18 protein-coding genes, 1 tRNA gene and 1 pseudogene are annotated in these 23,887 nt (G+C 68.7%); 14 read left to right on the top strand and 6 right to left on the bottom strand.

Translation table 11 applies throughout. The annotated features are described in order from the left end of the window. Window positions 1–1,399, top strand: a 1,399-nt coding sequence (locus ACE3QW_RS14000; protein ID WP_374251915.1) for an SPOR domain-containing protein, incomplete at its 5' end; no start/stop codon positions are given. A gap of 53 nt (window positions 1,400–1,452) precedes the next feature. Here the strand turns inward: ACE3QW_RS14000 and ACE3QW_RS13995 are convergent. Both ACE3QW_RS13995 and ACE3QW_RS13990 read right to left on the bottom strand, forming a co-directional pair. Further along, window positions 1,453–1,941 carry a CinA family protein gene (locus ACE3QW_RS13995; protein ID WP_250167537.1) on the bottom strand — a complete coding sequence of 163 codons (489 nt, stop codon included), beginning with the start codon at window positions 1,939–1,941 and terminating at the stop codon, window positions 1,453–1,455. Between the two features lie 2 nt (window positions 1,942–1,943). Next, window positions 1,944–3,140 carry a bifunctional 2-C-methyl-D-erythritol 4-phosphate cytidylyltransferase/2-C-methyl-D-erythritol 2,4-cyclodiphosphate synthase gene (locus ACE3QW_RS13990; protein ID WP_374251914.1) on the bottom strand — a complete coding sequence of 399 codons (1,197 nt, stop codon included), beginning with the start codon at window positions 3,138–3,140 and terminating at the stop codon, window positions 1,944–1,946. Between the two features lie 169 nt (window positions 3,141–3,309). Between ACE3QW_RS13990 and dusB the strand changes: the two genes are divergently transcribed. From dusB to hflX, 11 genes are all read left to right on the top strand, one after another. Continuing rightward, on the top strand, window positions 3,310–4,329 hold the full coding sequence (dusB, locus tag ACE3QW_RS13985) for a tRNA dihydrouridine synthase DusB (protein WP_374251913.1): 1,020 nt from the start codon (window positions 3,310–3,312) through the stop codon (window positions 4,327–4,329). Between the two features lie 182 nt (window positions 4,330–4,511). Continuing rightward, complete coding sequence (locus tag ACE3QW_RS13980) at window positions 4,512–5,597, top strand: nitrogen regulation protein NR(II) (protein ID WP_156026471.1); 1,086 nt, start codon at window positions 4,512–4,514, stop codon at window positions 5,595–5,597. 7 nt (window positions 5,598–5,604) lie between these two features. Beyond that, window positions 5,605–7,047 (top strand): nitrogen regulation protein NR(I), encoded by a 1,443-nt coding sequence (gene ntrC / locus ACE3QW_RS13975; RefSeq protein ID WP_024279009.1) that lies wholly within the window; start codon window positions 5,605–5,607, stop codon window positions 7,045–7,047. Between the two features lie 119 nt (window positions 7,048–7,166). Beyond that, window positions 7,167–7,982 carry a substrate-binding domain-containing protein gene (locus ACE3QW_RS13970; RefSeq protein ID WP_374251912.1) on the top strand — a complete coding sequence of 272 codons (816 nt, stop codon included), beginning with the start codon at window positions 7,167–7,169 and terminating at the stop codon, window positions 7,980–7,982. A 242-nt stretch (window positions 7,983–8,224) separates the two neighbouring features. Continuing rightward, window positions 8,225–10,456: an ATP-binding protein gene (locus ACE3QW_RS13965; protein WP_374251911.1), complete on the top strand. Its 2,232-nt coding sequence runs from the start codon at window positions 8,225–8,227 to the stop codon at window positions 10,454–10,456. A gap of 3 nt (window positions 10,457–10,459) precedes the next feature. After that, window positions 10,460–11,827 (top strand): sigma-54 dependent transcriptional regulator, encoded by a 1,368-nt coding sequence (locus tag ACE3QW_RS13960; RefSeq protein ID WP_024279012.1) that lies wholly within the window; start codon window positions 10,460–10,462, stop codon window positions 11,825–11,827. A 108-nt stretch (window positions 11,828–11,935) separates the two neighbouring features. Then, window positions 11,936–13,312: a Trk system potassium transporter TrkA gene (gene trkA / locus ACE3QW_RS13955; RefSeq protein WP_250167541.1), complete on the top strand. Its 1,377-nt coding sequence runs from the start codon at window positions 11,936–11,938 to the stop codon at window positions 13,310–13,312. 24 nt (window positions 13,313–13,336) lie between these two features. Beyond that, window positions 13,337–14,749 carry a hypothetical protein gene (locus ACE3QW_RS13950; protein WP_374251910.1) on the top strand — a complete coding sequence of 471 codons (1,413 nt, stop codon included), beginning with the start codon at window positions 13,337–13,339 and terminating at the stop codon, window positions 14,747–14,749. A gap of 14 nt (window positions 14,750–14,763) precedes the next feature. Further along, entirely contained in the window at window positions 14,764–15,621 is an 858-nt protein-coding gene (locus ACE3QW_RS13945; protein ID WP_374251909.1) for a D-amino-acid transaminase, read from the top strand. A gap of 149 nt (window positions 15,622–15,770) precedes the next feature. Then, a complete protein-coding gene (gene hfq, locus ACE3QW_RS13940) occupies window positions 15,771–16,025 on the top strand; it encodes an RNA chaperone Hfq (protein WP_024279016.1) in 255 nt (84 codons plus the stop codon). 170 nt (window positions 16,026–16,195) lie between these two features. Next, window positions 16,196–17,575, top strand: coding sequence for a GTPase HflX (hflX, locus tag ACE3QW_RS13935; RefSeq protein WP_029877129.1), 1,380 nt, complete (start codon window positions 16,196–16,198; stop codon window positions 17,573–17,575). 16 nt (window positions 17,576–17,591) lie between these two features. Here hflX and mazG read toward each other — a convergent pair whose 3' ends face one another. Beyond that, window positions 17,592–18,440 (bottom strand): nucleoside triphosphate pyrophosphohydrolase, encoded by an 849-nt coding sequence (mazG, locus tag ACE3QW_RS13930; protein WP_374251908.1) that lies wholly within the window; start codon window positions 18,438–18,440, stop codon window positions 17,592–17,594. Window positions 18,441–18,566: 126 nt separating this feature from the next. Between mazG and ACE3QW_RS13925 the strand changes: the two genes are divergently transcribed. After that, window positions 18,567–19,031 carry an SAM-dependent methyltransferase gene (locus ACE3QW_RS13925; protein ID WP_374251907.1) on the top strand — a complete coding sequence of 155 codons (465 nt, stop codon included), beginning with the start codon at window positions 18,567–18,569 and terminating at the stop codon, window positions 19,029–19,031. 187 nt (window positions 19,032–19,218) lie between these two features. Here the strand turns inward: ACE3QW_RS13925 and ACE3QW_RS13920 are convergent, their stop codons facing one another. Together ACE3QW_RS13920 and ACE3QW_RS13915 are read right to left on the bottom strand one after the other, a co-directional pair. Next, window positions 19,219–20,082 carry an MBL fold metallo-hydrolase gene (locus ACE3QW_RS13920; protein ID WP_374251918.1) on the bottom strand — a complete coding sequence of 288 codons (864 nt, stop codon included), beginning with the start codon at window positions 20,080–20,082 and terminating at the stop codon, window positions 19,219–19,221. 429 nt (window positions 20,083–20,511) lie between these two features. Further along, window positions 20,512–20,589: transfer RNA gene (locus tag ACE3QW_RS13915), tRNA-Pro, on the bottom strand. A gap of 262 nt (window positions 20,590–20,851) precedes the next feature. On the opposite strand from ACE3QW_RS13915, the gene ACE3QW_RS13910 reads away from it, so the two are divergent. Beyond that, window positions 20,852–21,211 carry a septal ring lytic transglycosylase RlpA family protein gene (locus ACE3QW_RS13910; RefSeq protein ID WP_024279021.1) on the top strand — a complete coding sequence of 120 codons (360 nt, stop codon included), beginning with the start codon at window positions 20,852–20,854 and terminating at the stop codon, window positions 21,209–21,211. 2,291 nt (window positions 21,212–23,502) lie between these two features. Here ACE3QW_RS13910 and ACE3QW_RS13905 read toward each other — a convergent pair. Continuing rightward, a pseudogene (locus tag ACE3QW_RS13905) lies at window positions 23,503–23,781 on the bottom strand (MerR family transcriptional regulator); the annotation flags it as partial. Window positions 23,782–23,887 lie beyond the last annotated feature (106 nt).

Genomic DNA, 23,887 nt, shown 5'->3' with positions numbered 1-23,887 from the left:
TGCGCCGGAGCCCCAGTCCCGCGCCCCGCAGGGCTATGGGCAGTCCGGCTATGCCCAGCCGGCCCCGTCCTACGCCCCGGCGCCCCGCACGGCGGACCCGCGCGCGGCTGACGTTCGCCTGGGTTACGGCTCGCTCGCCCGCGATGCCGCCGCTGCCCGCGCCGTGCCGCCGCAGCAGCCGCCGGTTCAGGATTATGACGATTACGACGACGACTATGACGACGGCGTAGACGATCCGCGCCAGCCCGATCCTCGCCAGCCCGATCCCCGGAACGCCGATCCGCGCGCGCGGGCCGCCGGCTACGGGCAGGGTCAGGCCCCGCAGGCGCAGCAGGCCTATGGCCGGGCGGATGCCCAGGGATATCGCCAGGACGCGCGTTACCCGGACGACCGTCGTCCCGCCTCCGGCCAGCCGGCCCAGCAGGCGGCGCGCTACGACGACGAGACGGACGAGGCGGGCTACGCCTATTCCGCTGCGCGCCGTGACGAAGACTACGATTACGACGACTACGACGACCGCTACGATCCCGAATATGCCGATGACGGCTACATGCCGCCCCACGGCGATGAGATGTACGAGCCCGAGCCGCGCCGCCGCCGTGGTCGCACCGCGCTTCTGCTCGGCGTCTCGCTGGTGGGTCTCCTGGTCGCGGGTGTTGCCGGCGTGTTCGCCTACAACATGGCCGTGGGCCGCTCCGGCCTGATGTCATCGTCCAGCGCGCCGCCGGTCATCAAGGCCGATTCCGCCCCGGCCAAGACCACGACGCCGGCCACGGCAGACGCCCAGAAGTCGATCTATGACCGCGTGGGCGGCCCCGTGACCGCCGGAAACGAGAAGATGGTGCCCCGCGAGGAGCAGCCGGTGGACGTGACGTCTGCCGCCCGCGCCCCGGCGGACAGCGCCCCGGCTGCGACCCAGCAGCCCATGCAGGCGACGCAGAACCTCACCGAGCCCAAGCGCGTGCGCACCATGACGGTGCGCGCCGACGGCAGCGTGACGCCCGGCGTGCCCTCCAGCGCCGTCTCGGCCTATGCGCCGAGCCAGAACCCGATCCCGGTGGGGCTGCCCCAGCCCAATCCCGTCACCACCGTGCCCGCCTCCGCCCCTGCGGATGCGACGGCAAGCACGTCTCCCGCGCCCACGGCGGCCGGCACCTATGTGGTGCAGGTGGCTTCCCAGCGGTCCGAGAGCGATGCGCTCGGCTCGTGGAAGGCGCTGCAGGCCAAGTATCCGAACCTGCTCGGCAGCTACAAGGCAACGGTCAAGAAGGCGGACCTTGGCGACAAGGGCATCTATTACCGCGCCCAGGTCGGTCCCTTCGCCGGCCGCGACCAGGCCAACGAACTCTGTCAGTCCCTGCGCGCGCAGGGGGGCGATTGCGTCGTGACCAAGAACTGACGGGCGATCGCCTTTCAGGACAGAAAAGCCGCCTTCGGGCGGCTTTTTCGTTTTCAGGACGCTGCGCTGCGCAGCAGGTCGAGGGCCTCGAGAACCGACAGCCGGCGGACCTCTGCGCGGCCGATCTCGCCGAATCGCTTCTCTCGGTGGACGACGTTGCCGTCACGACGGGCACAGGCGAAGTGGACGAGGCCCACGGGCTTGGCCGCCGAGCCTCCGCCCGGCCCGGCCACGCCGGTGATGGCCACCGCGGCATCCACGCCTGCCGCCTTCAGCGCGCCCTCGGCCATGGCGCGGGCGGTTGCCTCGCTCACGGCGCCGTGGGCGGCAAGGGTCGCTTCGGGCACGCCGATCATCGCCATCTTGGCGGCGTTGGAATAGGTGACGAAGCCGCGGTCCACCACATCCGACGATCCCGGCACCTCGGTGAGGGCGCCGGCCACGAGGCCGCCGGTGCAGGATTCCGCCGTTGCCAGCGTCCAGCCGCGGGCGCGGAAGGCGTCGAGGACGGCGACGGCGCGGGCGTAGGTTTCCTCGTCCATCGTCAGATCTCCTCTCCCGCCGGCAGGCGGATGGTGGCGCTGGCCATGGCGGCGATGCCCTCGCGCCGGCCGGTGAAGCCGAGCTTCTCCGTGGTGGTGGCCTTCACCGAGATGCGGGCGACCGGAACGCCGGTAATGCGCGCGATCTCGGCACGGATGGCATCACGATGGGGGCCGACCTTCGGCGCCTCGCAGATGAGGGTGAGATCGAGATGGGCGATACGCCCGCCGCGCGTCTTCACCTTGTCCACCGCATGGGCGAGGAAGCGGTCGGAGGACGCGCCTTTCCATTGCGGGTCCGAGGGCGGGAAATGGGCGCCGATGTCGCCGTCGCAGAGCGCCCCCAGCAGGGCGTCGGTGAGGGCGTGGAGACCCACGTCGGCATCCGAATGGCCGACCAGCCCGAAACCGTGGGGCACCACGACGCCGCCGAGCATCACATGGTCGCCGGGACCGAAGGCATGGACGTCGAAGCCGGTGCCGGTGCGCACGTCCGGGAGTTCGGCGAAGGCCGCGGCGGCGCGGGACATGTCTTCGGCTGTGGTCAATTTGATGTTCCCTGTCTCTCCGGCAAAGGTCGCGACCCTGTGCCCGGCCCATTCCATCACCGAGGCGTCGTCAGTCAGTGTCGTGACGCCGCTGTCCGCCGCCGCCCGATGGGCGGCGACAAGCGGGGCATAGCGGAAGGCCTGGGGCGTCTGGACCGCCCGCAGCACCGCGCGGTCCAGCGTCTCCGCCACGACGCCGGTCGCATCGACGCGCTTCACCGTATCGGTCACGGCAAGCACCGGGATCGCGGCATCGCCGTCCCCTGCCGCTGCAATGGCCCGGCTGATGAGATCGGGCGTCGCATAGGGGCGGGCGGCGTCATGCACCAGCACGACCGCCGGCGCATCGACGCCGGCCAGCGCCTCGAGTCCCGCGCGCACCGAGTCCTGACGCGTCGTGCCACCGGAAACCGGTGCCAGAATCTTGGGCAGGCCTTCCGCGGCGTCCGCAAAGAGGCCTGAATCATCGCTATGGATGACCGCAAGCACGGCCGCGACGGCCGGATGCTCGCAAAAAAGGCGGAGCGTGCGGCGCAGCACCGGCTCGCCGCCCATTTGCTGGTACTGCTTCGGCAAAGGCCCGCCCGCGCGGCTTCCGCGCCCGGCAGCCACCACGATCGCCACGCAGTTCGTGGCCGACGTTCCGGTCACGGCCGACCCTCCTTTTTGAACGAAGGCGGCAGGTCAGGCTGGCAGCGCGAGTGGGGACCGGACATGCTGCGGTGCAGCGGTGCGCACACTGCCCTTGCGTGCCGCGCACATTTGTCTAAGATGTAGGCAGAACACAGCTGGCCTAAATTCTGTGCAAGAGACTGTCCCATTGTCCATTCCGGCGTTGCGCCTCGGCGCCGTGACCCTGCCCAATCCGGTCATCCTCGCCCCCATGGCGGGAATCACCGATGCGCCGGTGCGGCGGATGGCTGTCCGCCATGGCGCGGGGCTCGTCATATCAGAAATGCTGGCCAGCGAGGCGCTTCTCGAGGGCCATCCCGAGATGCTGCTGCGCGCCGAAGGGGAGGGCGTGTCGTTTCACGCCGTCCAGATCGCCGGCAACGATCCGCGACTCATGGGCGAGGCCGCGCGCGTGGCAGAGGCCGCCGGTGCCGGGCTCGTTGACATCAACATGGGCTGCCCCGCCAAGCGCGTGACCACCGGCGCCGCCGGCGCGGCCCTGCTGCGCGACCTGCCTCTGGCGCGCGCCATCTTCGAGGAGGTGCGCGGGGCGGTCAGCGTTCCGGTCACGGTGAAGACCCGCCTCGGCTGGGACGATGGCTCGCCCACCGCCGTGGCTCTCGCCGAAATGGCCGAGGCGTGCGGGCTTTCCATGGTGACGATCCACGGCCGCACCCGCTGCCAGTTCTACACCGGCCGGGCGGACTGGAACGCCATCCGCGCGGTCAAGGATGCCGTATCGATCCCTGTGATCGCCAACGGCGACGTGACGAGCCTTTCCGATGGACCGGCCATTCTCGCGGCATCCGGTGCTGATGGACTCATGATCGGCCGTGGCGCGCAGGGCCGGCCCTGGTTCCCGGGCCGGGTGGCGCAGGTGCTCGCCGGCCGCATGGTCGAGGAGGATCCCTCCCTCGATCTGCAGCGGGACATCCTGCTGGAGCTCTACGAGGGCTGGCTCTCGCTCTATGGCACGGCCCTCGGCGTCCGGCAGGCGCGCAAGCATATCGGCTGGGCGCTCGATGCCGCGGCAACAGGGCAGGGGAACGCACGCGCCGCCTTCGTGGAGCGCTGGCGCAAGGCGCTGCTGGTGCTCGACGAGCCCGGCCGCGTGAAGGCTGGGATCACGGCGGCCTACGACGAACTCATGTGGAGGGCTGCGGCATGACGGCCGAAGCCAGAAAGCAAGACACACGGAAGATGGAAAAAAAGGCCAAGGGCAGTTCGAAGGCCGCGACCAAGGCTGCGAGCAAGGAGGCTGCCAACGAGGCGGCGAAGATGGAGGCGGCGCAGGAAGCCGTCAGCCCGCCCGTTCACCCTGTCGCCAAGGCCGGCAACGCCGAGCCCGGCATGACGCGCGCCATTCTCGATGCCGTGCCGCATCCGCTGTTCACCATCGCCGGCAACGGCCATGTGGTGGAGGCCAATGTGGCGGCTGAAGCCTTCTTCGAGGTCAGCGCGCCGCTGCTGCGCCGGCGTCCCCTGACCGAGTTCGTGCCGTTCGGCACGCCGCTCCTCGGCCTCATCGATCAGGTGCGCCAGCGCGGCGCGCCGGTGAACGAATATCGGGTGGACCTCGGCACGCCCCGCAATGGCGGCGAGCGCATCGTGGACATCCACGTGGCGCCGGTGAACGAGCAGCCGGACCATGTGGTGGTGATGCTCCAGGAGCGCACCATCGCCGACAAGATGGACCGTCAGCTCACCCACCGCGGAGCCGCCCGCTCGGTGAGCGCGCTGGCTTCCATGCTGGCCCACGAGATCAAGAACCCGCTCTCCGGCATCCGCGGCGCGGCGCAGCTTCTGGAACAGTCCGCCGACGACGAGGACCGGGCGCTCACCCGCCTGATCTGCGACGAGGCGGACCGCATCGTGAAGCTGGTGGACCGGATGGAGGTGTTCTCCGACGAGCGCCCGGTGGAGCGCGAGCCGGTGAACATCCATGCGGTTCTGGAGCATGTCCGCACGCTCGCGGCCTCGGGCTTTGCCCGCCATATCCGCTTTGTGGAGGAATACGACCCCTCCTTGCCGCCGGTGCTCGCCAACCGCGACCAGCTCATCCAGGTGTTCCTGAACCTGGTGAAGAATGCGGCGGAAGCTATCGACAGCGATCAGGATGGCGAGATTCTGCTCTCCACCGCTTTCCGCCCCGGCGTGCGGCTGATGGTGCCGGGCGCCTCCACGCGCGTCAGCCTGCCGCTTGAGTTCTGCGTGCGGGACAACGGCAAGGGCGTGCCGGACGACCTCGTGCCCCACCTGTTCGACCCGTTCGTGACCACCAAGCCTACCGGCTCTGGCCTCGGTCTTGCTTTGGTGGCGAAGATCATCGGCGACCACGGCGGCATCGTCGAATGCGACAGCCAGCCCCGCCGCACCACGTTCCGCGTGCTCCTGCCCATGTATCGCGGCAAGAGCCCTGTTCGAGAGGACAATTGAGGTGTCGATGCCATCCGGAAGCATCCTGGTCGCCGACGACGATGCCGCGATCCGCACCGTGCTCAACCAGGCGCTCTCGCGCGCGGGATATGAGGTGCGTTCCTGCGGCAACGCCGCCACGCTGTGGCGCTGGGTGAGCCAGGGCGATGGCGATCTCGTCATCACCGACGTGGTGATGCCCGACGAGAACGCCTTCGACCTCCTGCCGCGCATCAAGAAGGCGCGGCCGGATCTGCCGGTCATCGTCATGAGCGCGCAGAACACCTTCATGACCGCCATCCGCGCCTCCGAGCGCGGGGCCTATGAATATCTGCCCAAGCCCTTCGACCTGAAGGAGCTGATCTCCATCGTCGGGCGCGCCTTGTCGGAGCCCAAGAAGGGGGACGGTCACCACCACGCCCCCGAGGAGCAGGACAACATCCCGCTGGTGGGCCGCTCGCCCGCCATGCAGGAGATCTACCGCCTCCTCGCCCGCCTGATGCAGACTGACCTCACCGTGATGATCGCGGGCGAGAGCGGCACGGGCAAGGAGCTGGTGGCCCGCGCGCTGCACGACTACGGCAAGCGCCGCACCGGGCCGTTCGTCGCCATCAACATGGCGGCGATCCCGCGCGACCTCATCGAGAGCGAGCTGTTCGGCCACGAGAAGGGTTCTTTCACCGGCGCCACCACCCGTAATCCCGGCCGCTTCGAGCAGGCGGAGGGCGGCACGCTGTTCCTCGACGAGATCGGCGACATGCCGATGGAGGCGCAGACCCGCCTGCTGCGCGTGCTCCAGCAGGGCGAATACACGACGGTGGGCGGGCGCACGCCCATCAAGACCGACGTGCGCATCATCGCCGCCACCAACAAGGATCTGCGCACGCTGATCCAGCAGGGCCTGTTCCGCGAAGACCTGTTCTTCCGCCTGAACGTGGTGCCCCTGCGCCTGCCGCCGCTGCGCGAGCGCTCGGAGGACGTGCCGGACCTCGTCCGCCACTTCTTCCTCCAAGCGGAGCGGGAAGGCCTGCCGGCCAAGCAGATCGACACCGCAGCCCTTGACCGGCTGAAGCGCTATCGCTGGCCCGGCAACGTGCGCGAGCTGGAAAACCTCGTCCGCCGCCTCGCCGCGCTCTATCCGCAGGAGGTCATCACCCCCGCCATCATCGAGGCGGAGCTCTCCGAGCCCATGCCGAACATGCTGTCGGAAGAAGGCCCGGTGGATGCGACGCTCGCCGCTTCGGTCGAGCGCCACCTCAACACCTATTTCTCCGGCTTCGGCGAGAACCTGCCCCCGCCGGGCCTCTATCACCGCATCTTGAAGGACGTGGAATATCCGCTTCTGTCCGCAGCGCTCGCCGCCACCCGCGGCAACCAGATCAAGGCGGCGGAACTGCTTGGGCTCAACCGCAACACGTTGCGCAAAAAGATTCGCGATCTCGATATCCAGGTGATCCGCACGTCGCGGTGACCCCCACGTCTTGAGACGACGCACACGCCCCGCGGGTGTCCCATCCGCGGGGTTTATTGACGGCCACGATATATCCGAATGAATATAGCTCATTCGCTTGTTCATTTCGGAGCCTTGCCATGCGCGCCCGCATTTGCGCCGTTGTTTTTCTTTGCCTTTCCGCCGCAACGTCCCGCGCGGAGGATATCCGCCTCGTCGCGGCGGGCAGCCTCACCGGCGCCTTCAACGCGATGATCTCGGACTATGGCCGGAGCCACCCGAGGGATCACGTCTCCACCAAATGGGGCCCGTCCGGGGTGCTCAGGACAGAACTCGAAAACGGCGGCGCCTTCGACATCTTCGCGTCCGCCGCTCTGCCCCACGCGCAGGCGCTGACGGACAAGGGCCTTGCCAGCGACAGCGTCCTGTTCGCCCGCAACGCTTTGTGCGCCATCGCTCTGGCCGATGGCCCGGCACTCGCGTCCGACACGCTGGTGGAGACCTTGCTGAAGCCGGACATCCGCCTCGCCACCTCGACGCCCAAGGCCGATCCGGGCGGCGACTATACGTGGGAGCTGTTCGCGCTGATCGACAAGCAGCAGCCGGGCGCGTTCGCCACGTTGAGCGGAAAGGCCCAGCAGGTCTTCGGCGGCGCGGCCACGACCGGACCGCTCAACGGCCGCCACCGGCTGGCCGTGGCCCTCGGCGACAAGAGCGCTGACGTGGCGATCTATTACTGCTCAGGCACTCAGGAGATGAGCAAGGCGGAACCCGGCAGGTACAAGGTGGTGGCGCTGCCGCGCGACCTCGCGGTCGGGCCGGAATACGGACTGACGCTCGCCAATACGGCATCCCTGCCGGCCGCCGACTTCGCCATGTACATCCTCTCCCCGTCCGGCCAGAAGACCCTGTCGGATTTTGGCTTCATTCCGGTCACGTTGCCCGCCGCGCGCTGATTCGATCGCGGCCGGGCGCCGCCCCGCCGCAGGGGACGGACTCTTGCGGGGCCTCATCTTTCGGATGGACAGAAAAGGCCGGGTCGTTCGTTGACCCGGCTACCTGCGTTTTGCTCCCTCACCGCAAATACGGTGGAAGGGGGATGCGTCTGTCACATTTTTGCACCAGTGTCGTTCCACTGCATCACTCTGGACTGCGCGAGTCGTCGCGCGGCCGGTAGCGTTGGGACGGTCAGGCACACATGAGCGATGAGCCGGTCAGGTACGCCGCAAGAGACGTGAGGCCGCGGCGCAGTCTGTTCGCCCGCCTGTTCGCGCCCGTCGTGGTGGTGCTGTCGCTGGCTCTGGCGGTGGCGACCTTCGCCATCATCATGGGCCTCACCTCCATCGTGCCGACGCCGACGGTGACGCTCGAGGCCTTGGCGGCATCTGCAATCGCCGCGGTCGCGCTGCTCGCCATCATCGGCCGGGAAGTCTGGCGCATCTGGCAGGCGCGGGCGCGCGGCCGAGCCGCCTCGCGGCTCCACGTGCGCATCATCGGCCTGTTCGCCATTGTCGCCGTGGTGCCGGCCGTGGTGGTGGCGCTGGTGGCGAGCTTTACCCTCGACCGCACCCTCGACCGCTATTTCTCCGAGCGCACGCAGGAGATCGTCGGCTCAGCCTCCTCGGTGGCGCAGACCTATGTGCGCGAGCACGCGCTCTCCATCCGCGGCGACGCGCTGGCCATGGCCAACGACCTGTCGCAGCAGAAGACCCTCTACGACACGGACATCGAAAAGTTCCGCCAGGTGCTGACGGCCCAGGCGGCCCTGCGCAACGTGCCGGGTGCCCAGATCATCCACCGCGACCTCTCCGTGGTGGAGCGGGCGAACCTGCGGACGGGCCGGGAATACCTCGTCCCCGCCAACATCGCCATCAACGAGGCCACGGCCGAGCAGCCCATCATCTATGTGGATGCCGACTATGTGGGCGCCGTGGTGCCGCTCACCGGCTTCGACGATCTCTTCCTCTACGTGGCCCGCCCCATCGATCCGCGCGTGCTGGGCTACCTGAAGGTGACGAGCGACACGCTCGCGGACTACCGTGCGCTGGAGCAAAGGCGGTTCAGCGTGCAGCTTGCCTTCGCCGCCATGTATTCGATCGTGACGCTGATCGTGCTCCTGTCGGCGGTGTGGCTCGGCGTGACCTTCTCCAAATGGCTGGTTGCGCCCATCCGCCGGCTGATGTGGGCGGCGGATCGCGTGGCCAAGGGCAATCTCGACATCCAGGTGCCGGTGAACCGTGCGGAAGGCGACCTCGCCACCCTCGGCGAGACCTTCAACAAGATGACCGGCGAGCTGAAGACGCAGCGCAACGCCCTGGTCAGCGCCCGCGACCAGATGGACAGCCGCCGCCGCTTCACCGAGGCCGTGCTGTCAGGCGTCGGCGCGGGCGTGATCGGCCTTGATGCCGAGGCCCGCGTCACCATCCTCAACCTTTCCGCCGAACGCCTTCTCGGCGTCACCGAGGCCGAGGGCCTCGGCCGCCCGCTCGCCGAGGTGGTGCCGGAGACGGCCTCACTGCTGGAGGAGGCGCGGGGCGCCGGGCAGCGGGCGGTGCAGGGCAACATCACGGTCCAGCGCGACGGTCGCGAGCGCATCTTCGCCATGCGCGTCACCACCGAGCAGTCGGGAGCCGAGGCGCACGGCTGGGTGGTGACGCTCGACGACATCACCGCCCTCATCACCGCCCAACGCACCTCGGCATGGGCGGACGTGGCGCGGCGCATCGCCCACGAGATCAAGAACCCGCTTACCCCCATCCAGCTGTCCGCCGAGCGGCTGAAGCGCAAATACGGACGCCACATCACCCAGGATCGCGATGTGTTCGACCAGTGCACGGACACCATCATCCGGCAGGTGGGAGACATCGGCCGCATGGTGGACGAGTTCTCCTCCTTCGCCCGCATGCCCAAGCCCGTGGTGGATGCGCAGGATCTCGCCGAGACGGTCCGGCAGGCGGTATTCCTCATGCGGGTCGGGCACCCCGACGTCACCTTCGAGGCCGAGCTGCCGGCAGCTCAGCCGGCCCGCTTCGATCGCCGGCTCATCAGCCAGGCACTCACCAACATTCTCAAGAACGCCGCGGAAGCCATCGAGGCTGTCCCGGACGCCGAGCGCGGCAAGGGCCGCATCCGCGTCCGCGTCTCCGCGGCGGGGGAGGATCTCCTGATCGACGTCATCGACAACGGCGCGGGCCTACCGCGCGAAAAACGCAGCCGCCTGCTGGAGCCTTATGTGACCACGCGCGAGAAGGGTACGGGGCTCGGCCTCGCCATCGTCGGCAAGATCATGGAAGAGCACGGCGGCGGCATTGAACTCAACGATTCGCCCGAGGGTCGCGGCGCCTGGATCAGGCTCCGGATGCGGGCGGATGGTCTACCACCGGCCGGCGCGGGCGGGGCGCAACCGGTCCCTCAAGCAGGGAGGGCCTGATCCATGGCCATGGACATCCTCATCGTCGACGACGAGGCCGATATCGGCGAGCTGGTCGCCGGCATTCTGGAGGACGAGGGCTATTCCGCCCGCACCGCCCGGGATGCCGACGGCGCGCTCGGTGCCATCGCATCGCGGCGGCCGAATCTCGTGTTCCTCGACATCTGGCTGCAGGGCAGCCGCCTCGATGGCCTGGAACTGCTCAACGAGATTAAGTCGCAGCACCCGGACCTGCCGGTGGTGATGATCTCCGGCCACGGCAACATCGAGACCGCGGTCGCTGCCATCAAGCGCGGTGCCTACGACTTCATCGAGAAGCCGTTCAATGCCGACCGGCTGGTGATGGTCACAGAGCGGGCGCTGGAGACCCTGCGTCTCAAGCGCGAGCTGAAGGAGCTGAAGCAGCTCACGCCGCACGGGCGCATCCTCGTCGGCCGCTCCAGCGCCATCCAGCAGCTCAAGGGCACCATCGAACGGGTCGGCCCTACCAACAGCCGTATCCTCATCGTCGGCCCCTCCGGCTCGGGCAAGGAACTCACCGCGCGGCTCGTTCACAGCGTCTCCGGGCGCGCGCAGGGACCGTTCGTGGTGCTGAATTCCGCGGCCATGACGCCGGAGCGGCTGGAGTTCGAGCTGTTCGGCGTCGCGGATGGGGAGGGCAGGGAGCAGAAGCGCGGGGCGCTCGAAGAGGCGCACGGCGGCACGCTCTTCCTCGACGAGATCGCCGACATGCCGCGGGAGACGCAGAACCGCGTGCTGCGGGTGCTCGTGGAGCAGACCTTCACCCGCGTCGGCTCCAACGACAAGGTGACGGTGGACGTGCGCATCATCTCCTCCACCGGGCGCAACCTGGAGGAGGAGATTGCCAAGGGCCGCTTCCGCGAGGATCTCTACCACCGCCTCTCGGTGGTGCCGATCCGCGTTCCCCCGCTCGCCGAGCGGCGCGAGGACATTCCCGATCTCGTGGACTTCTTCCTCGACAGCATCTCCCAGACCACCGGCCTGCCGCGCCGGCCCATCGGCGAGGACGCCATGGCGGTGCTGCAATCCCACGACTGGCCCGGCAACGTGCGCCAGCTGCGCAACAATGTGGAGCGCCTGCTCATTCTCGCCGGCGGCGATCCGGAGGCGACCATCACAGCCGCCATGCTGCCGCCGGACGTGGGCGCGCTGGTGCCGACCCTGCCCAACGGCAATGGCGGCGAGCATCTGATGGGCCTGCCGCTGCGTGAGGCGCGCGAGGTGTTCGAGCGCGAATATCTCGCCGCCCAGATCAACCGCTTCGGCGGCAACATCTCGCGCACCGCCGAATTCGTCGGCATGGAGCGCTCCGCCCTTCATCGAAAGCTTAAGGCTCTCGGCGTAGGGTGAAGGTCCCCGGACGTGACCGGGGCGGGTTGACGGGGTGCCCGAAAAGGGGGCTGCATCGGTGCGTTCGGTCCGCTGACCTGCGGGGGCCGGACGCCGGGGGGAGGGTTCATGAAGGTCGTGATCTGCGGCGCGGGCCAGGTGGGGTTCGGCATCGCCGAGCGCCTCGCCGGTGAGCAGAACGACGTGTCCATCATCGACACGTCCCCGCGCCGCATCCAGATGGTGACGGAACAGCTCGACGTGCGCGGCGTGGTGGGGCAGGGGTCCCATCCGGACGTGCTCGCCCGCGCGGGCATTGAGCAGGCGGACATGCTCATCGCCGTGACCCTCCACGACGAGGTGAACATGGTGGCCTGCCAGGTGGGCCACGCCCTGTTCAACGTGCCGACCAAGCTCGCCCGCATCCGCGCCCAGACCTATCTCGCCCCCGAATGGCGCGACCTGTTCTCCCGCGACCAGCTGCCCATCGACGTCATCATCTCCCCCGAGGTGGAGGTGGGCGAGATGGTGCTGCGCCGCCTTTCCCTGCCCGGCGCATCCGACACGGTGAGTTTCGCGGACGGCGCGGTGGTGATCGTCGGCGTTTCCTGCACCGAGGACTGCCCGGTGGTGGACACGCCGCTGAAGCAGCTGACCGAGCTTTTCCCGGACATCCAGGCGACCATCGTCGCGGTGAGCCGGGCCGGGCGCACTTTCGTGCCCCGCTCCAACGACCAGATCCTCACCGGCGATCTCGTCTATTTCGTCGCGCAGGCCGACCACGTGCAGCGCACGCTCTCCCTGTTCGGCCATGACGAGGTGCCGGCCCAGCGCATCGTCATCGCAGGCGGTGGCAATATCGGCTACTACGTCGCGACCGAGCTGGAGAAGCGCAACGCCGCCGCCCGCGTGAAGCTGATCGAGGCCTCCCGCGAGCGCTCGCAGACCATCGCCGAGGAACTGCGCCGCACCGTCGTGCTCAATGGCGACGCGCTGGAACGCGCCATTCTCGACGAGGCGGGGGTGGGGGAGGCGGACACCATGATCGCCCTCACCAACGACGACCGGATCAACATCCTCTCCTGCCTTCTCTCCAAGCAGGTGGGGGCGAAGCGCATCCTGGCGCTGCTGAACGAGCAGGGCTACGCCACCTTCGCCCGTGGCCTCGGCATCGACGCCCATGTGAACCCGCGCCAGATCACGGTTTCCAAGGTGCTCCAGCATGTGCGGCGCGGCCGCATCCGTGGCGTCCATGCGCTGCTCGACGGCTCGGGCGAGATGATCGAGGCGGAGGCGCTGGAAACCTCGCCGCTGGTGGGCAAGCCGCTGCGCGATCTCAGCCTGCTGGATGGGCTGCGCATCGGCGCCGTGGTGCGCAACGGGCAGGTGCTGCTGCCGCGCGGCGATTTCGTCGTGCGCGCCCACGACCGGGTGGTGCTGTTCGCCCTCGCCGATCGCATCAAGCGCGTGGAGCAGCTGTTCCGCGTGGCGCTCGAATTCTTCTGACCCGATCCCGGGACGCGAAATCCTATGGCCAACGCCGCCCGCCCGCTTGCCGCCGGCATCGCCGCCATCGGGGCGCTCGCGCTCCTGCCGATGGCGGTCGCCGCGCGCTCCGGCACGGGCCCCGTGGCGGTGTGGCTCGCCACGTCCGGCTTCTGCCTGTTCCTCGCCGGCCTGCTGCGCTTCACCACCCATGGGCTCGAGACCCGGCTGACGCGGACGGGTGCCGTGGCGCTGGTGGCCTGCATGTGGCTTGTGCTGCCGCTGATGGCGACGCCGGCGGTCGCCATCGTCTCCGGCCTGTCGCCGCTTCAGGCCTGGTTCGAGGCGCTTTCCGCCTTCACCGCGACCGGTCTCACTGCGCTCCATCAGGGGCCGGCGAGCCTCTATGTCTTCCTCGGCCTGCTGCAATGGGCCGGCGGTCTCTTGACCGTAGTCACGGCGGTCGCCGTGCTGGCGCCAGCGGGGCTCGGCGGATTGCCGGACCGCACGCCGCGCGGCGGGACCGCGCTCGACGTGGTGGATCTGGTGAAGGTCCTGCGCGAGATCAGCCCCGCCTATCTGGCGGCGACCGCGCTGGCGATGATCGTGCTGCTCGCGTCCGGCGAGACCCTGTATGTGGCCTTCACGCTGGCCACCGCCGTGGTCTCCGCCGGCGCCCACCTGCCGCCGGAGGCCCAGCTGGCGCTGGCGCTCGACGAGACACCCAAGTGGCTGCTGCTGCCCTTCCTCATCTTCAGCGCCACCAGCGTGCGCTGGCACCGGGCGCTGATCACCCGCCGCATCAACGCTGCGCCGGAGCAGGTGGAAAGCCTCGTCATCATCGGCTGGTGGGCGGTGCTCGGCATCATCCTCGGCGCCCTGCTGTTCCGGACGGACGAGATGTCGTCGCTCGATGCGGTGCGTGACGGCCTGTTCACCGCCGCCTCATTGATCTCGACCAGCGGCATCGGCCCGCATGAAGGCACCTATGCCAACCTGCCGCTCGGCCTCGTCATCCTCGTGGTGCTGCTGGGCGGCGGCGCGCTCTCGGTGGCGGGCGGGCTGAAGATGCTGCGGCTGCGCGCCATTCTGCTGCGCACGCGGGGCGATCTCCTGCGCCTCGTCTATCCCCACATCGTCCTGCCCTCGGCGCTGGAGGGCGGTGTCGGCTCCGCCATGCGGGGCGTCTGGGCGGGGGCGGCGAGCCTCGCTTTCCTGTACGGCCTGTGCGTGATCGCGCTCAGCCCCGGCCTGCCCTCGCTCGATGCGGCACTGGCGGCGGCGGCGGCGGTCGTCACCAATACCGGCCCGGTCTACGACGCCGCGGGCGGCGGCTGGCCGGCCATCTCCTCCCTGCCGTGGGGCTCGGTGCTGGTCGCCGGCATCGGCATGGTCGCGGGGCGGCTGGAGATCATCGGGCTTTTCGTCTTCATCCATCTCGCCATCTGGCGCACCTGAGGGCCGACGCAGTCATGTCGCGCATCGCCTACGTCAACGGACGCTATCTCCCCCATCGCGACGCCAGCGTGCATGTGGAGGATCGCGGCTATCAGTTCGCCGACGGCGTCTATGAAGTCTGCGAGGTGCTCGGCGGCCGGCTGGTGGACGAACGCCGCCATCTCGACCGGCTCGATCGCTCTCTGCGCGAGCTGTTCATTGCATCGCCCATGTCACGGGCGGCGCTGTCCGCAGTGCTCAGGGAAGTGGTGCGCCGCAACCACGTGCGCAACGGCATGGTCTACCTGCAGGTGTCCCGGGGCGTCGCGCGTCGCGACCACGCCTTCCCTGCGCCGGACACCGCCACCTCCATTGTCGTGACCGCCCGCCGTACAGACCGGGAGGCGCAGGAAGCGCTGGCGCGCAAGGGCGTCGCCGTCATCACCGTGCCGGAGAATCGCTGGCCGCGGGTCGACATCAAGAGCGTCTCCCTGCTGCCCAACGTGCTGGCCAAGCAGTTGGCGAAGGAGGCCGGCGCGCGCGAGGCGTGGTTCGTCGATGCCGACGGCTATGTGACCGAAGGCGCCTCCACCAACGCCTGGATCGTGACCGCCGGCCGCACCATCGTCACGCGCCCCGCAGACAGCGGCATCCTCAGGGGAATCACCCGCACTGTGGCATTCGAGGTGGCGGCGGACCTGGGCTATACCGTTGAGGAACGGCCGTTCACGGTTGCGGAGGCCCACGCGGCCGACGAGGCGTTCATCTCGGCCGCGACCACGGTCATCATGCCGGTCGTGATGATCGACGGCACCCCGGTTGGATCGGGTGTCCCCGGCCCTGTCGCCAACGCTTTGCGATTGAAATTCCACGATTTTTCGGAAGTCGCCTGAGTTTGTCCCAGACCGGATCATGTTGCGGAGCAAAATAATATTGCGCCGCCATCGGGCTGTGCCATTCTAGCAGCCCAACTCTCACGGGGGTGTACACTCCAGACGTGCGCTTGCCCGTGGGCCTCAACGCCGAAACAATGGATACGAAAATGGCGGCGGAACGGACACAAAATCTCCAAGACACTTTTCTCAATCACGTCCGCAAGAACAAGACTCCCCTCACGATTTTCCTGGTGAACGGGGTGAAATTGCAGGGCGTCGTTACCTGGTTCGATAATTTCTGCGTGCTCCTGCGCCGGGACGGGCATTCCCAGCTGGTTTACAAGCACGCCATTTCCACCATCATGCCGGGTCACCCGGTTCAGTTGTTCGATCCCACGGACGATGGGGGAGAAAAGGCTTAAGCGTGCAGCATCAAAGCGGGAAGAAGGCGGGCGGACGTTCAAAGTCCAAGGCAGATACCTCGAAGACGGCAACGTCCAAGCTCGCAGGCCGCAAGGTTGAAGGTCCCATCGACGCCGGGGAGGATATTCCGGTCCCCGGCGAGCATGAGGCGCTGCTGCCCGAATCCGGGATGGATTCCGAAAGCCCCACCCACGACACGACGCACGAGCCCACGCGTGGCGGTATCGACCGTCGCGCGCCGGCCGTGCGCTGTGCTGTCGTCACGCCCGTCGTCAGCCGGCGGGGCAGGGGAGGCGCGCCGGAACGGCGCAGCCCCGAGGCGCGGCTCGACGAGGCCGTGGGCCTTGCCGCCGCCATCGAGCTGAACGTCGTCTTCTCCGGCCTCGTATCGCTGTCCGAGATCCGCCCCGCAACCTATCTCGGTACCGGCAAGGTGGAAGAGCTGGCGGCGATCGTGGAGGCCGAGCATGTGGATCTCGTCTTCTTCGACGCCGCTCTGTCTCCCGTGCAGCAGCGCAATCTGGAGAAGGCCTGGTCCACCAAGGTGGTGGACCGCACCGCGTTGATTCTCGAAATCTTCGGCATGCGCGCCCGGACCAAGGAAGGCGCGTTGCAGGTGGAACTGGCCCACCTCAATTACCAGCGTTCCCGGCTGGTGCGTTCCTGGACCCATCTGGAACGCCAGCGCGGCGGCTTCGGCTTCCTCGGCGGACCGGGCGAGACGCAGATCGAGGCCGACCGCCGTCTCATCGGCGATCGCATCATTCGCATCGAGAAGGAACTGGAACAGGTGAAGCGCACGCGCGGCCTGCACCGGGCGAGCCGCAAGCGCGTGCCGTATCCCATCGTTGCGCTGGTGGGCTACACCAACGCCGGCAAGTCCACGCTGTTCAACCGGCTGACCCGCGCCGAGGTGATGGCCAAGGACCTGCTGTTCGCCACCCTCGACCCGACCCTTCGGGCGGTGGACCTGCCGCACGGCACCCGCATCATCCTCTCCGACACGGTGGGCTTCATCTCCGAGCTGCCGACCCAGCTCGTCGCCGCCTTCCGCGCCACGCTGGAAGAGGTGCTGGAGGCGGACCTCATCCTCCATGTCCGCGACATCTCCCACCCCGATACCGAGGCGCAGGCGGCGGATGTGGCCGACGTGCTGGAAGACCTCGGCGTCGAGGTCAAGGACGGCGGCCGGGTCATCGAGGTCTGGAATAAGATCGACCGGCTTTCGCCCGAGGCCCGCGAGCAGGTGCAGAACCAGACCTTGCGTGCGGGGGCCGAGGCGCCCGTTGCCGTCTCTGCCCTGACCGGGGAGGGGACGGACGATCTGCTGGGTGTCATCGAGCGTCGCATCACCTCCGGGCGCGTGACGCTTTCGGTGATCCTTGCGGCGGAGGACGGCGAGGGGCTCGGCTGGCTGTATCGCCATGGCGAGGTACTGGAGCGCACCACCGGCGAGGACGGCGTGCTGCAGGTAGCCCTGCGCATCCCGCCGGAGCGCGCCGGCCTTGTCGCCCGCCGCTTCGGGGCGCGACGGGTCCACACCATGTAGGGCGGGGTGCGGGCGGCTATTCGGCCGCGCGCACGCTCTGCTTCTCCAGCCGCTTGGCGTCCTGCCAGAGGGCTTCCATCTCGTCGAGGCTGGCATCGTTCGGCCGGCGGCCATCCGCCGCGAGCTGCGTCTCCACGTGGCCGAAGCGCCGGGTGAACTTCTCGTTGGTGCCGCGCAGCGCCGTCTCGGGATCGACGTCCGCATGGCGAGCGAGGTTCACCACGGCAAACAGCAGGTCGCCGATCTCGTCGCGGATGGCCTCGGTGCCGCCGGCGTCGAGGGCCTGCGAAACCTCCTCCGTCTCCTCGCGGATCTTGGCCAGCACCTGCCGCGCGTCGTTCCAGTCGAAGCCCACGCGGCTGGCCTTCTCCTGAAGCTTCAAGGCGCGGGTGAGGGCAGGGAGGGGCAGGGCGACGCCCGAGAGGGTGCCCTTTCCGCCCTCCTCCGGCGCCAGCCCGGCAGCGGCGCGGGCGGCGGCGCGCTCGGCCTTCTCCTGTGCCTTGATCTCGGCCCACATCCCCTTCACCGCTTCGGGCGTCAGATCGCGGGCGTCGCCGAACACATGGGGGTGCCGCCGCACCAGCTTGGTGATGATGGCCTCCACCACGTCGGGGAAAGCGAAGGCGCCTTCCTCCTCCGCCAGACGGGCGTGGAACACCACCTGCAAGAGCAGGTCGCCCAGCTCTTCCTTCAGGTCCGGCAAGTCGGCGCGGGCGATGGCATCCGCCACCTCATAGGCCTCTTCCAGCGTGTAGGGCGCGATGGTCGCGAAGGTCTGCTCCAGATCCCACGGGCAACCGGTGCCCGGCGTGCGCAGGGCCGCCATGATCTCGATGAGGCGCGCAATGTCGCGGGAAGGCTGCATGGGGGGCTCCGGAGGGATGGGGCACCATCCTAATGCGCGGGCACGCCGCGCGCGACTGCGCCCGATGCCGCCTTTGAGCACGGGGTTGCGACGCCTATGCTGTCGGCGTCCAACGGATTCCCGCCCATGATCGAAATCGCGCCCACCGGCCCCATCGACGACGACATCCGGCCCGGCGAGACCTGCGTCGCGCTGCCGGAACGGTTCGATGCGGGGCTCTATTTCATCGGCCGCATCCGCACGCCGTGGACGGTGCGCGGGACCTGTCCGCGCCGCGGCGATCCGGAGGAGGGGCCGGTCTGCACGCTGGAGATCGATCCGCGCTGGGCGGACGCGCTGACGGGCGTCGCCGACTGCCCGCACCTCCAGGTGCTCTACTGGATGGACCGGGCCCGCCGCGACCTCGTTCTCCAGAGCCCGCGAGACGGCAGCACCCGCGGCACCTTCGCGCTGCGCTCGCCGGTGCGGCCGAACCCCGTCGCGTCCTCGGTCGTCACGCTCGTGGGCGTGGAGGGGCTCAAGGTGATGGTGCGCGGCCTGGACTGCCTCGACGGCACGCCGCTGGTCGACCTGAAGGTGCAGCACGCGTGAGGCGGGGCGATCGCGTCTCCCCTGAAAACAATAATCGCAGAAGAGATATTATGGAATTTAGGCGGCACGGGGCAACCTTCGCTCCGCTGGGTGCTACGGTTCGGTACCGCCGAAATTCACAATTTTATCCATCCAAGACAGCGACTTACGTGAGACTTCAGAAGCAATATCCGAATCGCTCTGGAGGCTAGCCTGCCGCGCCAGTCCGCTCGTGGACGGTCGCGCCGGATCGGATGTCTGACGTGAACTGCATCCCGTCATAGGCAGGAATCACCCCCTCCGGCAGGCGCGCCGCCAGGGCGGAATAATCGAGGTCCGTGTGCAGGTTGGTCAGGATCGCGAGATTGGGCTTGAGCAGCGCCACATGGTCCAGCGCCTCCTGAAGCGTGAAATGCGAGGGGTGCGGCGTCTCCCGCAGGGCGTCGATGATCCAGACGTCGAGATTGTGCAGATGCATCAGGCTGTTTTCGGGAAACCCATTCACGTCGCTTGAATAGGCCACGCCGCCAAACCGGAAGCCGAAGGCGTCGATGTCGCCGTGCCGCTGGCGGAACGGCAGCGCCGCGATCGGGCCGCCCGCGCCATCGATGACGATCTCTCGGCCTTCCCGATACCGATGGTCGTTCAGGATCGGCGGATAGGCGCTGCCCGGGGGCGTGGCGAAGCAATAGGCGAAGCGCTGATGCAAGACGCGAGCGGTATCTTCGTCCGCATAGATATCGACGCGCTTGCGGTTGTGAATGGCCAGAGGCCGCAGATCATCGATCCCGTGGGTGTGGTCGGCGTGCTCGTGGGTGAACAGGACGGCGTCCAGATGGGTCACGTTGACGCCGAGCAATTGCTCCCGCAGGTCCGGCGAAGCATCGACGAGGACGCTGGTTTTGCCGCCCGGCCCAACGCGCTCCACCAACATCGAGCAACGGCGGCGGCGATTGCGCGGATTGGCGGGATCGCAGGCGCCCCACCCCTGCCCCACCCGCGGTACGCCGCCCGAGGAGCCGCAGCCGAGGATGGTGAAGGTCAGGGTTGCGGCGTCGCTGGAGGGGGGCATCACGTCTCTCCCGGCGGCCGGGATCACCCGGCGCAGAATCTGCCTCAGGGTGCTCCAAATCGCGCCCGGAGTCACACCGCACCACCTTGTAGGGCGGCGTTTTCATCGTGACTGAAGCGGCCCTTGGCCCCGAAAGCCCGCGGACTTGCCGCCGCACCAACCCTGCAGGGTTGGATGAGGTTCCGGCAGAAAATCACATGCCAGCAAAGAGATGCGAATCGCGATTCGTCTGAAGCATCAGGTGAGCAATGGGCAACACCCGGTGCAAGCGCGCAGCCGGCAGCAGCCGCGCGCGCGTCAACGGCTCCCCCATTCGGGGGCTCAGAAATTCAGACAGGAGGGAGAAGATGGCCGCGCTCCGAGGCGGCTCAGGCCCAGGCATCACACAGATCGAAAATGGGATGGGATACTGCGGATGCCGGGATGGAATGGTCGGAGCGAGAGGATTTGAACCTCCGACCCCTAGTCCCCCAGACTAGTGCGCTAACCGGGCTGCGCTACGCTCCGACGTGGAGGGGAGGCTTAGACCATCACCGGGGCCCCGACAAGCCCCTCCGGAACCGAATGTGCGAAGCGCGCGCCGCTCTCCCCAGGGATAATTCAAACGGGATAAAGATACCACCTTAGGCTGCGCTGTTCGGTGTTACATCGCGGCGGGATTGTGGCAGAGGAGAACGAATCGCCACTCTTTCGCCGGCGAACCGTGTCAATGTGGCCTGATTGCGCGGTCATTCGGCGATCTTCCTCAACAACACGGAAGATTGAACGGATGAAGATACGTGTGGTCCTGTCCTGCGCCGCCCTGTCCCTGCCGGCCTCCATGGCCGTTCCGAACATGGCGAACGCGGACACCTCCACCGGCATCGCCTCCTACTATTGGCAAGGCCGCAGCACCGCGAGTGGTGAACGTTTCAACCCGACGGCCTACACGGCCGCCCATCGTTCCCTGCCCTTCGGCACCAAGGTGCGTGTCACCAATCTTCGCAATGGAAAAGCCGTCGTGGTCCGCATCAACGATCGCGGGCCGTTCGTCCGTGGCCGGGTGATCGACGTGTCCAAGGCCGCAGCGTCGGAGCTCGGCTTTACCGGCTCTGGCGTCACCCGCGTTTCCCTCTCCGTCGTCGAGTGACCGGACGGAATTGAAAGCAAGGCCGGGCGTGCCTGAGGATCGCCTCGCGCCCGGCCTTGCTCGACCCCGATGATGGCCGGTCAGTCGGCCGCTCTGGCCTCGCCCCGCCGTCCGGTCAGCCCTTCCATCAGCCGACGGCATTCGCCCAGCTCATAGAGTGCCGACTGCATCCGGTGCACGTCGTCGCGGGAGAGCACCGGGGCCGCCATGGGCGGCTGGCCCACCACGCGCGGCTCCGACCGAAGATGCGGCGGCAGATACTGCTCCGGCGGTCCGGGACGCAAAGGCTCACGGGGGAGCCTCTGGCTCGGCTCCGCCTGCTGGCTGACGACAACCTCCTCGGCCGCCGGCCGCGTCGGTTGAACCGACGCCGCTTGGGCCTGCGCGGGTGCGGCAGGCTGAGGTGCCAAGCCCCGGCTGGCCATGCGCTCGGCCAGAAGCCGCTGTTCGGACTCCGGCATGGGAAACCCGCCCTCGCCTTCTTCGCTGATGGGGCCGATGAGCGGTCCGACGCGCGTGGCGCGGGGAAGGGCCTGCGGGGCCCCCTCGCCCCATTCCTCGTCGATCGCGCGGCGCATGGCCTCGCCCTGCCAACTGCCCGGCGACCGGGGCAGGCGGGCCGACACCTCTCCCGGACCGTACGATTCCGTTGGGTAGGGTTCACGCCTCATGGGGTGTTCCACGCCAGCGCGTGGCGCAGGGGCGGGTGCGACGCCCAGCGACGGCTCGCGCCGCGCCTCACCGGCGCGGGGGTCCGGCCGGCGCGGGCGGTCCACGGGCCGCTCGAAGGCGCGCCGGTCCGACGGCCGATCGGCGTAACGATCCTCGGACCGATCATGGGGCCGATCCTGGTCGTTCATGGAATACTCCGGCTCGGCGGCTCTCGGGTTCTGTCGGTAAGGGGCGGGCGCCTCGGCAGGCAGTGGCGCGGCCTGGGGCCATTCGTCATCGGCCGGACGGGCGGAGGGGGCATGGAATGCGCGGGGCGGTTCGGGAGGCGCGTCAGCCGCCCAGCGGCCGTCGTCCCGCCACGCCTCGTCCCTCCGATCCTCGTCCTGCCGGTCCCTGGCCTGCCAGTCGGTGCGCCCATCGGCGTCCGAGGCTGTCGGTTCAACGATCGCGCTTTCCACCCAATCGGTCTGGCGCCAATCGCCGTCACGCAGCAGCCGGCCCTCGCGCGTATCGCGGTCGCGCGGAGGGGGCGGCTCCGCCTCGAGCCAGTCGCGATTCTCGGCCGCCGGCCGCCGGGCGTGGCGGGGGACGAAATCCTCGGGCGGGCCCGGATATTCCTCCGGCTCGCGGGGCAAGGGCGCGGAGCGATCGGGACGGCTTGGTTCCAGCGCGCGCGGGGCCTCGTCGCGGGCGTCGTACTCGGGGATTTCATGCGGGCGCGGCGGACGTCGATCCTGCGCTTTGAGGCGGCGGATGCGGTCCTCGATGGGCTCGGACACCTGCGGTGCCGGCGGAAAATCATCCAGGAACGGCAGCAGCGGGTCGTCGAGCTCGGGCGAATGGGGCGCCTGATCGTCGGCCGGCATGGCGAGACGCGACGCCGGCCCGCGGCTCGGCCGCTGCATGGGGCGCAGCTGAGGCTCGAGCCGTTCGCCCGGATGCCCCTCCGGCACGGCCCGGCGGGGCGGAGGCGGCTCCGCGCGTCGGCTCGCCATCTCGTCCACATCGATGTCCGCGTGGGAACGATCGCGACGCATATGACGCTCGGCGCCCGGCTCCAGCCGCGGTTCCAATCCCGGATCACTCCGACGCATCGGAGCGGTGTCGCGATCCATATCCGCATCGTGCCGCGGGACTGAGCGCCGGACGGGAAAGTCGTCCGCCTCGGTCCGGGGCGCCTCGAACGAGGGCTCGCGGCGGTCGTCCTCTCCGGAGCGCCGGCGGTCCGGGGGAGCCTTGTCGCGATCAGGCGCGCGGCTCGATCCGTCGAATTCGGGTTTGTCGCGAAGCGGCTGATTGCGCAGGGGGATTTCCCGCTGCGGGGCATCGAACGCGGGATCGAGCCGCTCCGAGCGGCCGCCACGGGGGCTGCCTTCACGCAGGGGCCTCGGGGGGGCGGCTGGCTCGGACGCGAGATCGCGGTCGGCCTCGGCATCGGGGAAGGGGAGCGGCAGCTCGGCGCTTTCGGGCAGCTCGGGAAGGACATCCTCCTCCCCTCCCCGCCCCTTGCCGCGCCGGCGTGGCAGCAGACCAAGCAGGCCGCCGAACGTCACGCCCTCCCCGCCGGCGGCGCGGGCCGGACGCGCGGAGCGCATGGAGGCCACCTCGCGCTCGATGCCGAGATCCTGGACGTAGCGCACGCCCTGGTCCTTCAGCACGCGCTGGGCGCCCTTGATGGTAAAGCCGTCGGTGTAGAGCAGGTGGCGGATGCCGCGCAGGAGGTCCACGTCCTCCGGCCGGTAGAATCGCCGGCCGCCGGCGCGCTTCACCGGCTTGATCTGGGTGAAGCGGCTTTCCCAGAAGCGCAGGACGTGTTGCGGGAGCTCAAGCTCGTCCGCGACCTCGCTGATGGTCCGGAAGGCGTCCGGAGCTTTCTCCGTCTCGCGCGCGTCGCCCACCTTGTCTCCCGCTTCGTTCGACCGAATCGCCCAGAGCCCGTGCGGGAATCATAGGTGCGATTGGCGCATGCGGAAAGGCGGACAAGCCACGGCAAGGGCTTGTCCC

The organism is Xanthobacter sp. (assembly GCF_041911315.1).
In the GTDB taxonomy this organism is placed as follows: domain Bacteria; phylum Pseudomonadota; class Alphaproteobacteria; order Rhizobiales; family Xanthobacteraceae; genus Xanthobacter; species Xanthobacter aminoxidans.
Note: the sequence above shows the minus strand (reverse complement) of the source record. Positions and strands in the feature narration are given on the sequence as shown.

Excerpts from the sequence above, each read along its gene's own strand:
- ACE3QW_RS13965 (WP_374251911.1), top strand. The coding sequence starts at position 8,225 with ATGAGCGATGAGCCGGTCAGGTACGCCGCAAGAGACGTGAGGCCGCGG.
- ACE3QW_RS13980 (WP_156026471.1), top strand. The coding sequence starts at position 4,512 with ATGACGCGCGCCATTCTCGATGCCGTGCCGCATCCGCTGTTCACCATC.
- ACE3QW_RS13970 (WP_374251912.1), top strand. The coding sequence starts at position 7,167 with ATGCGCGCCCGCATTTGCGCCGTTGTTTTTCTTTGCCTTTCCGCCGCA.
- ACE3QW_RS13950 (WP_374251910.1), top strand. The coding sequence starts at position 13,337 with ATGGCCAACGCCGCCCGCCCGCTTGCCGCCGGCATCGCCGCCATCGGG.
- ACE3QW_RS13960 (WP_024279012.1), top strand. The coding sequence starts at position 10,460 with ATGGCCATGGACATCCTCATCGTCGACGACGAGGCCGATATCGGCGAG.
- ntrC (WP_024279009.1), top strand. The coding sequence starts at position 5,605 with ATGCCATCCGGAAGCATCCTGGTCGCCGACGACGATGCCGCGATCCGC.
- mazG (WP_374251908.1), bottom strand. The coding sequence starts at position 18,440 with ATGCAGCCTTCCCGCGACATTGCGCGCCTCATCGAGATCATGGCGGCC.
- ACE3QW_RS13945 (WP_374251909.1), top strand. The coding sequence starts at position 14,764 with ATGTCGCGCATCGCCTACGTCAACGGACGCTATCTCCCCCATCGCGAC.
- hfq (WP_024279016.1), top strand. The coding sequence starts at position 15,771 with ATGGCGGCGGAACGGACACAAAATCTCCAAGACACTTTTCTCAATCAC.
- ACE3QW_RS13920 (WP_374251918.1), bottom strand. The coding sequence starts at position 20,082 with ATGCCCCCCTCCAGCGACGCCGCAACCCTGACCTTCACCATCCTCGGC.
- ACE3QW_RS13995 (WP_250167537.1), bottom strand. The coding sequence starts at position 1,941 with ATGGACGAGGAAACCTACGCCCGCGCCGTCGCCGTCCTCGACGCCTTC.
- ACE3QW_RS13925 (WP_374251907.1), top strand. The coding sequence starts at position 18,567 with ATGATCGAAATCGCGCCCACCGGCCCCATCGACGACGACATCCGGCCC.
- ACE3QW_RS13910 (WP_024279021.1), top strand. The coding sequence starts at position 20,852 with ATGAAGATACGTGTGGTCCTGTCCTGCGCCGCCCTGTCCCTGCCGGCC.
- trkA (WP_250167541.1), top strand. The coding sequence starts at position 11,936 with ATGAAGGTCGTGATCTGCGGCGCGGGCCAGGTGGGGTTCGGCATCGCC.
- hflX (WP_029877129.1), top strand. The coding sequence starts at position 16,196 with ATGGATTCCGAAAGCCCCACCCACGACACGACGCACGAGCCCACGCGT.